Origin of the sequence: Shewanella sp. NFH-SH190041, from assembly GCF_024363255.1 — a bacterium.
Lineage (GTDB): Bacteria > Pseudomonadota > Gammaproteobacteria > Enterobacterales > Shewanellaceae > Shewanella.
In genome coordinates this window covers 1,715,489-1,729,333 of record NZ_AP026070.1, presented here as the reverse complement: position 1 = coordinate 1,729,333, position 13,845 = coordinate 1,715,489, and the positions used below count along the sequence as shown (strand labels likewise).

The following is a 13,845-nucleotide window of genomic DNA, read 5'->3' as shown; positions in this document are numbered from 1 at the left end:
CCTTCGGGCAGCGTTTGAGGTTCCTTTCTACTGCGTTATCGGCTTATCAGGTAGCGCAACTACCTATCAAAGCCTCTGCCTTGTATAAAGAACCCTCAAATCGCTGCAAAAACAAACTCGAAAGGTCAACAGCCCCTAGGAAGTCGCGACTTCCTCACCGATAGCTCAACGAGCAGATACAAAAAAAGCGCCATAAAGGCGCTTTTTTCGAGAAATCGTATTAAGCGTATACGAAGTCAACGTGCTCGATAACTGGCTTGAATACGTGACGTTGCATAGCCTGAGCGCGTACTTTAACTTCTTTGCCATCTACAACGATGGTCAGTTCAGAAGTGTAGAAGTCTTCGTTGGTCTGAATGTTGATGATAGCTTTGTGATCAAAAACAATAGAAACGGCTTCTTTACCAGCACCGTAAATTACAGCTGGTACTTTACCTTCACGACGCAGGCGGCGGCTCGAACCTTTCCCCAAGTCAGTGCGGGTTTGTGCTTCAATAGTGTAAGACATGTTGTTTCTCACTTAAATATAAAAAAATTAACGTGTCAGTATTTTCGACCAATACCGACGCAAATAAAGCGCGCGAATACTAACATAGGGGATGTGGTGGCACAAGCAGCAATAGCAACAAATCGCCTTACTGGATTTAAGCTATCGTGCGGCCTGTCGTAACCGAACGCAAAGCCATATTATTTCATAGTCGCGAAATAGAGCAAAATGCCCAAATAGCCGACCCCAAACAGCTTGCTGATATCAATTACTCTCCCCCCCTCCACTCATTAACGATGATTGACCAAACTCATCATCCAACAGTAGCAACAACTTTAAAGTCAGTTTATCTTTCAAACCGACTTTAAACCGATAAGCTAAGGCAAAGGTTGCAGATGATAAATATCATTGCGAAACTGCGCAAGATTTGGCCCATCCATCCAAGCGGTCCAATACACAGTGTGCAGAGGTAAAGATGAGTTCAACCACACGGATTGAGTCTGTCCTGTCGCTAACTCAGACAACAATGGTCGTTTCGCCGCCGAGTGCGTTGTGGTTAACCAATCAGCCAACTCGCCTTCTTGTTCCATACGAATACACCCTGCCGATAAGGCACGATCACTACGAGAAAAATCCCCTCGCTGGGTTGTCCCATGCAGCGCGATATCTCGTTTATTGGGGAACAAAAATTTAGCACTCCCCAAGGCATTACGCTTTCCTGGTCGCTGTACCAAACGATAAGGAAATTTTCCCTGACGCTGCTGCCATTGGTGAGTTGCAACAGATAACGCCTGCCCGCGGCTATCTTCGGCATAAAACCCCAACATTTGGGCAAAAGCAGCATCGCGACGAAAATGTGGCAAGAGTACCTGCTCTGCATAACTGCGAGGAACCAACCAACTTGGGTGCAACACAGCGCTGGTTATTTCTGTGCGCATTACCGGGGTAGGCTGCTCCGGTTGGCCCACAATGACCCGGCTGCGCAAACGTCGACGTCCTTGATCAACTAATTCTAAGGAAAATGCCGGAATATTTACCAAAATATAACTGGAACCCAGCGATGATAAATATTGGCTGCGCTGAAGGTAGTAAGTCGCCAGTAACCGTGCCCGCTCAGCCGGTGGTACGTTAAGCCAATGCCAAGTTGCAGAATTCACAATACCATCTGCCAATAATCCATGCCGGCGCTGAAAACGCAGCACAGCAGCGCGTAAATGGTCATCATAATGTGTCATTGTTAAAGATGGGCTAATTTCAAGATCGCCCAATTGAAAAAGTCGCTCAGCCAACTGCGGAATAACTGAATAAGAAAGGCCAGGCGTTAATTCCGGAGCCACAATTTTTGGCCATGGTCGAGCAGCTAAAGAGAGCAATTTAGCAATGTGCGCTGTTTGCCAATAGAATTCCCGTGAAGAGGGTCGCAATGACAACACGCGACTCAAACGACTCTGACCTGAGTGAACATCCGGCATATTGACACCCAACTTAGCCCAATACAAGCCGACATCTAACACCATATAATCCAGATGCGATAAAGCCTGCTGGCGGTCACTTTGTGCCAATAACTGCGCATAACGCCCAAATTTACTCTCCGGTTTTGCGATAGCCAACAATTGCAAATGCCGAGAAAAATAAACAAGCGCCAGATCATCATCTGCTGCAGCAGAGACACTATTACTACTGAATAAGAAAAAAACACAGCAGGCTAACAAACCGCTCCGAACCATAATGCAACTCCCTGCAGCAAAATTCCCATAATGAAAAGCGGTGTCTGTTCAAGCGCATAAAACAACACAACAAAGCGCGACTCTAATATATTGTTATTACAACCAAAACTAGTAGGTTAGCAAGATAAATACAATCCAACTCAGGTTTCATGCGTTTAGGATAGATATCAATATTTCCATCCTAAACGTTATCAATTCATAGGCTAACATCAGTCAATAAAATGCTGGCGAGGCAATTCGACTGATAGTTCAAGCTACCTATTACCGCTATTGAGATGACCCTGTGGTTTCTTTGACCATTTCGGTTTTACCAGTATAAGGATAATAGCGCAGCTTTAAGTTTTTCGCTGTTTTATCATGGTTTTCAGAAACATAAGTAAAATAACAATATGGGTTCGCGGTTAAGTCATTTCCGGTATACCAATAGATAATATCAGTATTCTTTTTCACTGCTTGGCTATCAACATGGGGCTGAAGATGATAATCATCAGCCAATAACCCCTGCCAAACAGAACGACAAAAATCCCCTTCTAACCAAGTGCCATTTTTACTTTGAGTGCTGCTATCAGGATTGCTTTTATCATCAGCCCCTAGAGGAAAACCGGTATCAGTTGAAAAAACAGCGGCCTGAGGAAAACAAGCCAGTTGTTTAGTAAAACCCTGCGCACCATTGGCCAACCAACAGGCATGATATAAATTCACACCACTGGTAAAGGCTGCAAATGCTGATTTTGCTCGGCTGTTATGGGCATCATGAGTTAATGAGACAAACTTTGGCATTGCCACCGCAGCTAAAATGCCGAGAATAACAATTACAATGACCAATTCGATCAGGGTAAATCCCCTAAAACGCTTCATAACTTACAGCCTCTAGGTAACAAATGTTGGCAATATAACTAATGCCTTGTGTTATTAGCGGGATATAAAGCACAAAACGTCACAGCGGTAAAATTAAGTAGTTGATCAAATAAGAGTCAGTGTGTTTCCGCAGCATTTTCATATCAATATAATCCTGATATAACACAGTCTTTTGATCTGTTCAGGATGTTATATGAACAAAAAACAGCTTATCGAAAATATGTCGAACAGGCTAAACAGCAGCCAAACTGAGGTAAAAAAGCAGCTTGATATGATTCTGCTACAGCTGCGTAAGGCACTAACTGAGGGCGAAAAAGTGTATCTGCCACAATTTGGCACTTTTGAATTAAGGTATCACCTAAGCAAGACAGGACGTCATCCCCGTAGCGGTGAAGTAATAGAGATCCCCGGCTTTAATCAGCCCAGCTTTAAACCCGCCCCAGCGTTAAAACAGGCATTACAAGCACCCAAGTGATCACGCTAAGAAGCAGCAAAAACGATATGCGGTAGTTTTTTAGCTGCCGCATTTACCCTTTAAGACAAAACAAGTTAAACCGACAAGATTTGCCAAGGTGAAGAAATAAATAACACTCGTCGAATTTAGAAACGCAATAAATCACTGGATAAAAAGACGAGGCAAGCAACAATTCTCTATAATTGAAATTATAACGAGATAAAAGTAAAAACAAAAAAACCAGCACGAGGCTGGTTGTTTTGTTCTCTCATGCACTTAGCAAGGAGATGGTACCCGAGGCCAGACTTGAACTGGCACGCTGTTACCAGCGAGGGATTTTAAATCCCTTGTGTCTACCGATTCCACCACTCGGGCATTTCATGCTCTGCCGCCATATAAGCCACAGATTAGAAAGTGGAGGCGCGACCCGGAGTCGAACCGAGATCGACGGATTTGCAATCCGCAGCATAGCCATTCTGCCATCGCGCCACTTTGTTACTCAACCTCTATTTGAGGTTGGAGCGACATATCGGGTTCGAACCGATGACCTATACCTTGGCAAGGTATCGCTCTACCAACTGAGCTAATGTCGCATTTGCTGTCACACTTGAATCACTTAGTGACTCAAGCTTAAGGAGCGTTCCCCCTGACTGCGAGACGCATTCTACTGATTTGACGATCACTGTCAATCAGGAATATTGAATTATTTGCCATTTTTATCCTGACTGTCTATTTAACCGGCAAGATGCTGAAAGTAACAGCAAAAACTATCATTGTTCTTATAATCAAACGCGCTTAAACAGTTTATTGCCTATTATCACGCCATACCTAATACATCTAATAATTAGATTTGGCGCGATAGAAACAATATAAACATCCCCGATCTGAAAACCGGGAATGTTTATGTCGGTTGCGCGGACAGACTCTTCAACCTCAAATGACTTACGCGCAACCTAAGCTGGTTATCAAGCTGGCAGAGTCAAATACTCCAACCCCAACATTTTTTGCATCACACCGATGACCTGGCAGCTGTAACCAAATTCATTGTCATACCAAACATAGAGAATTGTGCGCTTCCCTTCAGCAATCGTCGCTTGGGAATCAACAACACCAGCAAAACGAGAACCAACTAAATCACTGGAAACAATTTCAGTTGACTCGGTAAAGTCAATTTGATTTTGCAAATCAGAATGCAGCGCCGCATCACGCAGGAACTCATTCATGTCCTCTTTATTGGTTTCGCCCTGCAAATTTAGGCTAATAATTGCCATAGAAACATTCGGTGTTGGCACCCGAATAGCATTACCGGTTAATTTTCCTTTCAAAACAGGTAAGGCTTTGGCGACCGCTTTTGCTGCACCGGTTTCAGTGATAACCATATTTAATGGTGCACTGCGGCCGCGGCGATCCGCTTTATGGTAATTATCAATCAAATTTTGATCATTGGTATAAGAATGGATAGTTTCCACATGACCATTTTCAATACCGTACTTATCATTCACTGCTTTTAGCACAGGCGTAATGGCATTGGTGGTACAAGACGCCGCTGACACAATCGTATCTTCATCCAGAATATCCTGCTGGTTGACACCATACACAATATTCTTAATGTCCCCTTTAGCTGGTGCGGTTAACAATACCTTCGCGGCGCCTGGGCAGGCTAGATGCTTACCTAACCCTGCCTCATCTTTCCAAATTCCGGTATTATCCACCACTAAGGCATCGTTGATACCGTATTGGGTATAATCAACCTCTTCTGGCGAGTTTGCATAAATCACCTGGATATAAGTTCCATTAGCGATAATGGCATTATTTTCTTCATCGATGGAAACAGAGCCATTAAATGGTCCATGCACAGAATCGCGACGCAACAAACTCGCCCGCTTTTCCAAATCTCCGGCTTTACCACCCCGCAATACAATTGCCCGCAAACGCAATTTATTGCTGCGACCAGTGCGTTCTATCAATAAACGGGCTAACAGCCGGCCAATACGGCCAAAACCATACAACACCACATCTTTTGCGGGGACGTCGTCAGCATGGTTCATAGCTGGCGCTAATTCACGAGCCATGTAGGATTCAATTTCAGATGCGTCTGTATGATTGCGCCAATAATTGACCGCTAACTTTCCGATATCAACTTTACACTGTTTAATCGGCAGCTTACTCAGTGCCTCGATAAAAGGAAAACTCTCACGCAGGCGCAGTTTATTGCCAACGTGACGACGCACCAAACGATGGGCTTTAATAATTTCAATGGTTGAGGCAATTAACAGAGGTTTTCCATAAACCACCACTTCAACGCCCTGATTACGGTACAGTTTACCGAGCAGAGGTTGCATAGCTTCTGCCATTTCAAAACGTTCTTGCCAACTTTGCAGGTGTTTATCAGCGCTCATTTACAGATCCTTTATTTCACTTACCTCAGGGTACAGACAGCAAGTGTATCGAATAAAAATCACTGAGCCGTGTTATTGTATTAGGCTAAATGTCCGCTCAGTGTGTCACAGACAAGGTAAATTTCCCTGCCCTGATGCCGGCGGTATTGTAAATAAATCCATTAATGCAGGCCAGTCACATATTTTCACTAACTATGTAATTTTATTATATAAATTAGCTTGAATTAACGAATTACCTTTAAGGTTTTGTAATGTTTACACCATTTTATCTATAGCAGTGCTCATTTCGGCATAACAGCACATAGATGAAAATAATTTCTGTAAAAAAATAATCAACTAACCGGCCATTTTTTCTGCATTTAGGCTTGAGTCAATCAATTCTGCTACTCGATACTGCCATCATCTCAGACATAAACTGATATACCCAGTCGCGATCATCGATAAACCCTTTATCTATATCAGCGATAGCATCGCCGTAATCGGTATACAACTTGCGATGTCTTAAAGCGTTTTATTTGCAACATAATCACATGCTCAAAAGAGCTAGATATCGTATATAAAGGAAAAAGTAAGGAAGAAAAGAAAAAGAACGCTTAATAACATCGGTGCTTGTTATCCCTTTTATAGAGGTGCTTATATCAACACTGCAAGCTTTTTGTGTATCAAATTTCAGGGCTCTAATATATACGTCTAATAACGGATAACAGAAGGCTAGTCTGCTGATGAAATCGCCTCATTGAATGCTGTAAGCCCCCTTTAATGTCACTACCAATCCACTTGTTAGAAATCATTACCATCACTACGGACAATACGGACAATACGGACAATACGGACAATACGGACAATACGGACAATACGGGCAATACGGACAATAATATGGCGACTATAGGCGCTAGCAATAGCCTTTATAGATTTATCGGCCTGACTGAAAGGTACACTTAGCAAAGATAAGCGTATCTACATCTGTAGCAGAGTTAAAAATTTCGGAGCAGTATCATAATCGTCGATAACTCACGCCATGTTACCATCACCCCAAACACAGAGCGTTAGCTGGCGAAAGCGGAAAATTGCAGTAAGCTGTAGGCAGGTTTCAACAAGCTCAAACATACGATAGTAACAGATAATCAGGCTGGTTTTGTGTTACATCTCGCACTTGTAAGAAAATAACATAATTAGTTGACATAACACGGCAAACGTCCGGAATTTGCTTGACGAGACCTGTCAGTTTGGTAATTTTACTACCAGACAAGTATTAATTATCACCAGAGGGATACGAGATGACTATCCGCGTTGCTATTAACGGTTATGGCCGCATCGGTCGCAATGTGCTGCGTGCACTGTACGAAAGCGAAAAAGATTACCCAATTGAAATTGTTGCTATTAACGATTTGGGTGATGCCGCTATTAATGCCCATCTCACTAAATATGATTCTGTTCACGGTCGCTTTAATGCCACTGTAGAACATGATGACGAAGCCATTTATGTTAATGGCGATAAAATTCTGACTTTCCAAGAACGTGACCCAGCAAAATTGCCATGGGCCGACCTGAAAGTAGATGTGGTGTTTGAATGTACCGGTATCTTTACTTCCAAAGAAGCCGTACAACCACACCTGAATGCAGGTGCCAAGAAAGTAATTATCTCTGCGCCAGGTAAAAACGTTGATGCTACCGTAGTTTACGGTGTGAACAACGATATCCTGACCAAAGATATGACAGTAATTTCCAATGCATCTTGCACCACCAACTGTCTGGCTCCTTTTGCTAAGCCTCTGAATGATGCCATCGGTATTGAATCAGGCCTGATGACCACAATTCACGCTTACACCAATGACCAGCGTCTGTCTGATGTGTACCACAGTGATCTGCGTCGTGCTCGTGCAGCGGCCATGTCCATGATCCCAACCAAAACTGGTGCCGCAGCGGCTGTAGGTCTGGTTGTACCTGAACTGCAGGGTAAATTCGACGGTCTGGCTGTACGTGTACCAACAGTAAACGTCTCTCTGGTTGACCTGTCATTTATTGCTGCTCGTGATACCTCTGTTGAAGAGATCAACAACATTATGGAAGCAGCGGCTAAGACCTCACCACTGGGTGAAGTACTGGCGATCAATAAAGAGCCACTGGTGTCTATTGACTTCAACCATAATGCCTATTCATCCAACTTTGATGCGACTCAAACCCGTGTTAAAGGCCGTTTGGTGAAAGTTATGGCTTGGTATGACAACGAATGGGGCTTCAGCAACCGTATGTTAGATAATGCTGTTGCTCTGATGACTGCCAAATAAGCCGTTGGTAAAATCAGTATAATGAAACGGGCGTCTAAGACGCCCGTTTTGATATTCCATAATCAAACAACAAAAGCTGCGATAAATGGTGTTAAATTTATCGACGCATAGCTCCTTTGCGCAGTGTTTCTTTAGCAATGCTTTTTTGCCTATCAGACTTTTCCAGCATCACATACACCGCACCATAACCACCATCGTCTCGACTCGCTGTATGATAAGCCATCACTTCTGCCATTTGGCTCAGCCAAAAGCACACTGCTGATTTGATCACACCTGGGTAAGGCTGGCTGGTTTTACCGGTACCGTGTATCAGCAAGATGCAGCGCTCTTCACGGCAACATGCTCCTAAAATAGTATCAATCAGTAACCTACGAACTTCGCGCAATTTTCGGCCCCGTAAGTCGAACCCGGTATCGTAAGAATATTTCCCTTGCCGCAAGCGTTTAAATACCTGTTGTTGAACACCTTCTCGTTTGTAACTTACCAGTTCATCGGGCGCGATAACCGGAAACAAAGCGCTATCCATCACCAAGGTATCAAGGTATGCACTAGCCTGCGCAGCGACCCGCCGTTGTAATTGTATTTTAGGATCAACAGTATTGCGGGTAGATTGCATCACATGGTTTTGTTGTAGCGGCGTCACATCGGCCATCTCAGCCAAAAACAGTGCTGAATCATTGTCTGTCATTTACTCAGTCTCCCCATCTCCTGCCAGCCTACAACACACTTTGTAAAGATCTAATACTTCAGTCAGTCTCAGACTGCTATTATATTGGTCCTATGGCCCGTGGACACAGCGATTTTTCATGACTTTTTTCTTCCGTATCAGCCTGCTGCTGACCAGCCTCGTTCTTAGTCAGCTAGCTTGGGCTGATGAACATCAGGCCCTCAATCGCCACTATCAACAATTTATCACTGCCTTTACGCAACTCGATGCTCAACTGATCGATAAACTCTATGCCGACAATGCCTGCTACCTCCCCGAAGGCGAAAATGAAAAAATAATACTGGGTAAATCTGATATTTTGGCATTACACCAGCAGTTTTTTCACCGTATTAAACAGAAAAATGCCCATATTGATATGGATTTCAGAGTAGTAGAGCGTCAACTGGGAACAGATAAAGCCACGGATGTCGGATACTTCTTGGTACGATTTCACCCGGCAGCAGAAACCGGCGAGGCCATCAGTGAGTTTGCGGGAAAATTTGTTACCGTATTGGAAAAACATGCCGATAAGCAATGGTACCTCACTGTAGACAGTAGCCATAAGGCAGAGCCCAATCTGTTTTTCTCAGCAAAACAGCATGACAAATTGTATTATGGCGACAAATTTACCCCGTTAAGTGATTACGCCAATCATGAATCTAGCCGTTAAACTCTGTCCTTGCTGCTCATCCTTGCCCTATGCACAATGTTGTGAGCCTCTGCATATGCAGCAGCAACAAGCTAATAGCCCGCGGGCCCTGATGCGCTCGCGCTATAGTGCTTTTGTCTTAGCATTATTTGACTATTTGATTGACACCCATGATACCAACCATAGGCATGATTTGACCGCAGCTGATTTAGCCAAGCCGCCACATCCCCACTGGCTAGGACTGGATATCATCAGCCACAGTAGTCAAGGCGAGAAGGGACAGGTGACCTTTAAAGCCTGGTATCGTCTTGATGGTCAGATTGATGCGATTTTTGAATGCTCGGATTTTATTCTGCGAGATGGCCGCTGGTACTACACTCAAGGGCAGCAGTTTGATACTGCCCTTCCTGGGCGTAATGATCCCTGTATTTGCCACAGCGGTAAAAAATTCAAACAGTGCTGTTTAACACGCTGAACACATTCCTGTTTGCAGCGATTTTGCTGGCTCTATTGCCATAAAATCACAAAAGTCAGGCCCTCTAAGTGCCTGACTGTACAAAAAGCCTTGCGCCTGATGACACTGGCACCCCGCTAGAAAAGACTCTTGCTCAGGGGTTTCAACCCCTTCTGCAGTAAGCGATATATTCAGCGCTTTTGCCATGGCAATAATGGCGCTTACAATCTCTCGACTCTCCCGACTGACACTGAGATCAGCAATAAAGGAGCGATCAATCTTCAGCTTACTGATAGGAAATTGTTTCAGATAACGCATTGAACTGTAGCCCGTGCCAAAGTCATCAATCGCCAAACTCACGCCCAATTCAGCTAACTCATTACACAACTGTGCTGCATGACGTATATCCGTCATTAATTCGGTTTCCGTGATTTCTAAAATCAAGGTGTTCGGTGTTAAACGGTAACGGCTAAGTAATTGCCATACTTGCTCATATAAGTTTCCCCCCAAAAACTGCCGGGCAGAGACATTCACATGCATAACAAAGCTTGGTTGCTGGTGTTGCCATAACTTCAACTGATTACAAGCAGCTTCAAGTACCCAAGCACCAATTAAGCAAATCATACCTGTCTGTTCGGCAATATCGATAAATGCCCCTGGATACAGCATCCCTTTTATAGGATGGTGCCAACGGATCAGTGCTTCTGCACCAACATATTCCTGAGTTTGTAAATCACGCAATGGCTGATAATGAAGTTCAAACTGTCGGCCACGGACAGCCAAATGCAATTCCCGCTCAATTTCAGCATGCTGATAAAACGACGTTAATAGTTGTTGATTAAAATACTGGATATGGGGCGCAGGCATTGTTTTAGCACGTTGCAACGCAATATCGGCACTGGCTAATGGTGAAATATCCTGCTTCAAATCTGCTAAATTCACCACTGCCAGCGCCACTCGCGGATCAAACCGCTCGCGACCGACCTGTAGCGGCATCGTCAAACAACGATATAAATTTATAATTTGCCGCTCAAGCTCACCCAGCTCTCCTCCCCATGGTAATAACATGGCAAACTCATCACTGCCAACCCGAGCAATTTCATTTACCCGAGGAAATCCAGCAAAACAACGTGATCGCCGGGCTATCTCAGTTAGCAGAGCATCCCCTTGCCGATGGCCATAAGTATCATTAAAACGTTTAAAACCAATAAGATCGATAAGGATCAGGAAACCGTCATTAAACTGACGTAATGCTTGGTTAAAATGCGTGCGATTATACAATTCCGTCAACTGACAGCGCCAAGCTAAGCGTTCTAGCTTATTCTGGTATAAGTGGGGGTCAGTATTATCTTCACAGTAAATTAAGGCAAAATGATTGCCAAGGTCAGTATTAAACGGTGTTGCGTGGTACTTCAGGTAATATTGACGATTATCTTCCCGGGTCAGCAACACTTCTCCCCGAATTGTTTCGCCACGCTTTAACTGTTGTAGGGAACGCTCGGCTAACTGGGGATACTGCTTAAATAAATCTAACTGACGGATGCTGGCGCCACTGATATAACGCCTTGGTATTCCTGACATCTGATAGTGGGCTGGGTTAACATAAGCAATAAATTCTGTTTGCAAATTGACTAGCATGGTCACTTGCTCAGACTGTTCTACAGCACTTCGAAATAGTGATAAAACTTCTTGCTGCTGATGGGAAAATTGCGTTGCTAGTGCTAAAGCCAGTTGATCTGCAGCCTGACAAGCAAGGTAAATATCGCTGTCTTGCCAAATACCTCGCGCATATTGCCTCTCAAGGCAAATTACCCCTTCTAATTGGCCATTAATACGAATTGCAACATCCAAAACAGAGTTTATTTTCCGCGGAGCAAATGCGGTAAGATAAAATTCAGCAATTCGGGGATCACTTTTCGCATCACTGGCATCAATATACCGCTCAGACGTAAGTTGCTTAAGATATCTTGGACAAGATGCCAAATCTGCTGGTCTGAAGGTAGATGTCGTTTCCGATATCGCTAAACTTGCTACCTGATGCTGACAAGATAAATCACGGGAAAACAACCAGACACTGGCACTATTAATCACCAGATGTCGGCATAATAAATGAACAACTAATTTTGCAGTGGCATTAAAATTACCCTGCATCTTTCCCGCAGAGTTTACAATCACCTCAACAACGTGTTGATGTTTTCGTCTGGTCACACAAATACCTAAATAATGGGCCGATAAATAAGCCGGTTATCTTTTTCTTATTATTTTAACTGCCCTGCTTTATTAGGAAATCAGGGCAGCTCCCAATTATCTTGCAAAAATGCAGATATCTGTTCGATAAATAGAGAATTAGATACGATTTTCCAGTTGGAAAATCATTTTTTCAGCACTGACATCAAATTTCAGGGTCAAAGTCACGCCAGTTTCAGTTTCAGTGTAATTCACTTCCGTATGGGTAAAACGTTGTACCGCGCGTTGTGCGATCTGCTTAGCATCCGCCATCGCCTGCTCTCCGGCAAAATTCATCACCAACTGGGTATCATCAACATCAATCACAGCGCCGATATCAACAAAACTGCCACAGTAAGTACAGGTATCATTTACAGTATCTGATTGGGCTTCACGAATGGATTTCATAATGTTCTCTCCGGAATAAAAATCCATTATATGTAAGCCATTCCATTAGAGCTATGGTTTAGCAGGCTCTGATACTGTTAAATGACTAATTTTTTCTGCAATGACAGATTTTGTAAAAAATCCATCTCTATTTCAGCCGACGGAATTGACTCACCTCTCGCCTGTCGTTGAGTATGTAGATCCGTATTCAGTAGGGCATCCAACATATAAGCAGGCTGTTGGCCTCGGCTAAGCACAGGCTCTGGCGTCAGACACTGCTGCAAGCGAAAACAGGGCATTCCACCGACATAAAACTGCTGGGCATGATTTATCAATGGTCTATCTGGGGTAATTTCCCTCAGATAAGGCGCAGGGGCAGGCACATCTAGCTGCTGATATAATAAAGAAGAGGTATCCGGCGATGGTGTCATGCCACTAAACTGACTTTGCTGACAAACATCCTGTGACAACATCGCCAATAACAGCGCAAATTCGCCGCGCCGTTGCTGCCCCAACGCTTGGTTCAGGCGGGAGCCAAGTAGGCGTTCATTAATGGGGCTATCGATTTTTAGCATAAAAAAACATCGAAAAACAATTTGTTGCTAATTTATCGACCAAACAAGCCCTAACTTAAGTACTTTTTTCAAAATGGGGCTTTACATGCAAAACCATTATGCATACTATTGCCGCCGCTGAGTGAGGAGGGGTTCCCGAGTGGCCAAAGGGATCAGACTGTAAATCTGACGGCTCCGCCTTCGAAGGTTCGAATCCTTCTCCCTCCACCATTTCAGCACAACAATTTGAAAGTACGAAATTGAATTCGTGGAGGGGTTCCCGAGTGGCCAAAGGGATCAGACTGTAAATCTGACGGCTCCGCCTTCGAAGGTTCGAATCCTTCTCCCTCCACCACTTTCAATTTAATGTACAATCTCCATGATGGAGGGGTTCCCGAGTGGCCAAAGGGATCAGACTGTAAATCTGACGGCTCCGCCTTCGAAGGTTCGAATCCTTCTCCCTCCACCATCATCTTTGTTGTTCTGGCTGTAAAATCTCCATATGTGGAGGGGTTCCCGAGTGGCCAAAGGGATCAGACTGTAAATCTGACGGCTCCGCCTTCGAAGGTTCGAATCCTTCTCCCTCCACCATTTCTCTTTATTGTTTTTCCGCAATTTATTCCTATACGCTGTTGTTCCTTATCGAAATTATTTAC

General features: G+C 44.0%; 13 protein-coding genes and 7 tRNA genes. 8 read left to right on the top strand and 12 right to left on the bottom strand.

Annotated features, from left to right (window positions below):
* Nucleotides 1-220: 220 nt before the first annotated feature.
* The 3 genes from rplY to NFHSH190041_RS07680 all read right to left on the bottom strand — a co-directional run bounded on the left by rplY (nucleotide 221) and on the right by NFHSH190041_RS07680 (nucleotide 3,072).
* A complete protein-coding gene (gene rplY, locus NFHSH190041_RS07690; protein WP_261924645.1) occupies nucleotides 221-508 on the bottom strand; it encodes a 50S ribosomal protein L25 in 288 nt (95 codons plus the stop codon).
* A 356-nt stretch (nucleotides 509-864) separates the two neighbouring features.
* Nucleotides 865-2,214, bottom strand: a complete 1,350-nt coding sequence (locus NFHSH190041_RS07685) for a L,D-transpeptidase family protein (protein ID WP_261924644.1) — start codon at nucleotides 2,212-2,214, stop codon at nucleotides 865-867.
* Between the two features lie 267 nt (nucleotides 2,215-2,481).
* Nucleotides 2,482-3,072 carry a type II secretion system protein gene (locus tag NFHSH190041_RS07680; protein WP_261924643.1) on the bottom strand — a complete coding sequence of 197 codons (591 nt, stop codon included), beginning with the start codon at nucleotides 3,070-3,072 and terminating at the stop codon, nucleotides 2,482-2,484.
* Nucleotides 3,073-3,265: 193 nt separating this feature from the next.
* Here NFHSH190041_RS07680 and NFHSH190041_RS07675 point away from each other — a divergent pair, with 193 nt between their 5' ends.
* Nucleotides 3,266-3,547, top strand: a complete 282-nt coding sequence (locus NFHSH190041_RS07675) for an HU family DNA-binding protein (RefSeq protein ID WP_261924642.1) — start codon at nucleotides 3,266-3,268, stop codon at nucleotides 3,545-3,547.
* 267 nt (nucleotides 3,548-3,814) lie between these two features.
* Here NFHSH190041_RS07675 and NFHSH190041_RS07670 read toward each other — a convergent pair.
* From NFHSH190041_RS07670 to NFHSH190041_RS07650, 5 genes are all read right to left on the bottom strand, one after another.
* Nucleotides 3,815-3,901: transfer RNA gene (locus NFHSH190041_RS07670), tRNA-Leu, on the bottom strand.
* A gap of 40 nt (nucleotides 3,902-3,941) precedes the next feature.
* Nucleotides 3,942-4,015 (bottom strand) — tRNA-Cys (locus NFHSH190041_RS07665).
* 28 nt (nucleotides 4,016-4,043) lie between these two features.
* Nucleotides 4,044-4,119: transfer RNA gene (locus NFHSH190041_RS07660), tRNA-Gly, on the bottom strand.
* Between the two features lie 372 nt (nucleotides 4,120-4,491).
* Nucleotides 4,492-5,925 (bottom strand): glyceraldehyde-3-phosphate dehydrogenase, encoded by a 1,434-nt coding sequence (locus tag NFHSH190041_RS07655; RefSeq protein WP_261924641.1) that lies wholly within the window; start codon nucleotides 5,923-5,925, stop codon nucleotides 4,492-4,494.
* A gap of 780 nt (nucleotides 5,926-6,705) precedes the next feature.
* Nucleotides 6,706-6,870, bottom strand: a complete 165-nt coding sequence (locus NFHSH190041_RS07650) for a hypothetical protein (RefSeq protein ID WP_261924640.1) — start codon at nucleotides 6,868-6,870, stop codon at nucleotides 6,706-6,708.
* Between the two features lie 332 nt (nucleotides 6,871-7,202).
* On the opposite strand from NFHSH190041_RS07650, the gene gap reads away from it, so the two are divergent.
* Nucleotides 7,203-8,213, top strand: a complete 1,011-nt coding sequence (gene gap, locus NFHSH190041_RS07645) for a type I glyceraldehyde-3-phosphate dehydrogenase (RefSeq protein ID WP_261924639.1) — start codon at nucleotides 7,203-7,205, stop codon at nucleotides 8,211-8,213.
* 97 nt (nucleotides 8,214-8,310) lie between these two features.
* Here gap and smrA read toward each other — a convergent pair whose 3' ends face one another.
* Nucleotides 8,311-8,901 (bottom strand): DNA endonuclease SmrA, encoded by a 591-nt coding sequence (smrA, locus tag NFHSH190041_RS07640; protein WP_261924638.1) that lies wholly within the window; start codon nucleotides 8,899-8,901, stop codon nucleotides 8,311-8,313.
* A gap of 118 nt (nucleotides 8,902-9,019) precedes the next feature.
* On the opposite strand from smrA, the gene NFHSH190041_RS07635 reads away from it, so the two are divergent.
* Together NFHSH190041_RS07635 and NFHSH190041_RS07630 are read left to right on the top strand one after the other, a co-directional pair.
* A complete protein-coding gene (locus NFHSH190041_RS07635; protein ID WP_261924637.1) occupies nucleotides 9,020-9,589 on the top strand; it encodes a nuclear transport factor 2 family protein in 570 nt (189 codons plus the stop codon).
* Nucleotides 9,573-10,043: a YchJ family protein gene (locus NFHSH190041_RS07630; RefSeq protein ID WP_261924636.1), complete on the top strand. Its 471-nt coding sequence runs from the start codon at nucleotides 9,573-9,575 to the stop codon at nucleotides 10,041-10,043. The genes NFHSH190041_RS07635 and NFHSH190041_RS07630 overlap by 17 nt, the downstream gene beginning before the upstream one ends.
* Here NFHSH190041_RS07630 and NFHSH190041_RS07625 read toward each other — a convergent pair.
* The 3 genes from NFHSH190041_RS07625 to NFHSH190041_RS07615 all read right to left on the bottom strand — a co-directional run bounded on the left by NFHSH190041_RS07625 (nucleotide 10,032) and on the right by NFHSH190041_RS07615 (nucleotide 13,210).
* Complete coding sequence (locus NFHSH190041_RS07625) at nucleotides 10,032-12,230, bottom strand: EAL domain-containing protein (RefSeq protein ID WP_261924635.1); 2,199 nt, start codon at nucleotides 12,228-12,230, stop codon at nucleotides 10,032-10,034. The genes NFHSH190041_RS07630 and NFHSH190041_RS07625 overlap by 12 nt on opposite strands.
* A gap of 138 nt (nucleotides 12,231-12,368) precedes the next feature.
* The gene (locus NFHSH190041_RS07620; protein ID WP_261924634.1) at nucleotides 12,369-12,656 is read right to left on the bottom strand and encodes a YfcZ/YiiS family protein; all 288 of its coding nucleotides are present in this window, start codon (nucleotides 12,654-12,656) and stop codon (nucleotides 12,369-12,371) included.
* 77 nt (nucleotides 12,657-12,733) lie between these two features.
* Complete coding sequence (locus NFHSH190041_RS07615) at nucleotides 12,734-13,210, bottom strand: VC2046/SO_2500 family protein (RefSeq protein ID WP_261924633.1); 477 nt, start codon at nucleotides 13,208-13,210, stop codon at nucleotides 12,734-12,736.
* 125 nt (nucleotides 13,211-13,335) lie between these two features.
* On the opposite strand from NFHSH190041_RS07615, the gene NFHSH190041_RS07610 reads away from it, so the two are divergent.
* The 4 genes from NFHSH190041_RS07610 to NFHSH190041_RS07595 all read left to right on the top strand — a co-directional run bounded on the left by NFHSH190041_RS07610 (nucleotide 13,336) and on the right by NFHSH190041_RS07595 (nucleotide 13,780).
* Nucleotides 13,336-13,420 (top strand) — tRNA-Tyr (locus NFHSH190041_RS07610).
* Nucleotides 13,421-13,459: 39 nt separating this feature from the next.
* A tRNA-Tyr gene (locus tag NFHSH190041_RS07605) sits at nucleotides 13,460-13,544 on the top strand.
* A 29-nt stretch (nucleotides 13,545-13,573) separates the two neighbouring features.
* Nucleotides 13,574-13,658, top strand: a tRNA-Tyr gene (locus tag NFHSH190041_RS07600).
* 37 nt (nucleotides 13,659-13,695) lie between these two features.
* Nucleotides 13,696-13,780: transfer RNA gene (locus NFHSH190041_RS07595), tRNA-Tyr, on the top strand.
* Nucleotides 13,781-13,845 lie beyond the last annotated feature (65 nt).

Bases quoted from the DNA above. Each gene is read 5' to 3' on its own strand.
- rplY (WP_261924645.1), bottom strand. From the start codon at position 508: ATGTCTTACACTATTGAAGCACAAACCCGCACTGACTTGGGGAAAGGT.
- NFHSH190041_RS07685 (WP_261924644.1), bottom strand. From the start codon at position 2,214: ATGGTTCGGAGCGGTTTGTTAGCCTGCTGTGTTTTTTTCTTATTCAGT.
- NFHSH190041_RS07680 (WP_261924643.1), bottom strand. From the start codon at position 3,072: ATGAAGCGTTTTAGGGGATTTACCCTGATCGAATTGGTCATTGTAATT.
- NFHSH190041_RS07675 (WP_261924642.1), top strand. From the start codon at position 3,266: ATGAACAAAAAACAGCTTATCGAAAATATGTCGAACAGGCTAAACAGC.
- NFHSH190041_RS07655 (WP_261924641.1), bottom strand. From the start codon at position 5,925: ATGAGCGCTGATAAACACCTGCAAAGTTGGCAAGAACGTTTTGAAATG.
- gap (WP_261924639.1), top strand. From the start codon at position 7,203: ATGACTATCCGCGTTGCTATTAACGGTTATGGCCGCATCGGTCGCAAT.
- smrA (WP_261924638.1), bottom strand. From the start codon at position 8,901: ATGACAGACAATGATTCAGCACTGTTTTTGGCTGAGATGGCCGATGTG.
- NFHSH190041_RS07635 (WP_261924637.1), top strand. From the start codon at position 9,020: ATGACTTTTTTCTTCCGTATCAGCCTGCTGCTGACCAGCCTCGTTCTT.
- NFHSH190041_RS07630 (WP_261924636.1), top strand. From the start codon at position 9,573: ATGAATCTAGCCGTTAAACTCTGTCCTTGCTGCTCATCCTTGCCCTAT.
- NFHSH190041_RS07620 (WP_261924634.1), bottom strand. From the start codon at position 12,656: ATGAAATCCATTCGTGAAGCCCAATCAGATACTGTAAATGATACCTGT.
- NFHSH190041_RS07615 (WP_261924633.1), bottom strand. From the start codon at position 13,210: ATGCTAAAAATCGATAGCCCCATTAATGAACGCCTACTTGGCTCCCGC.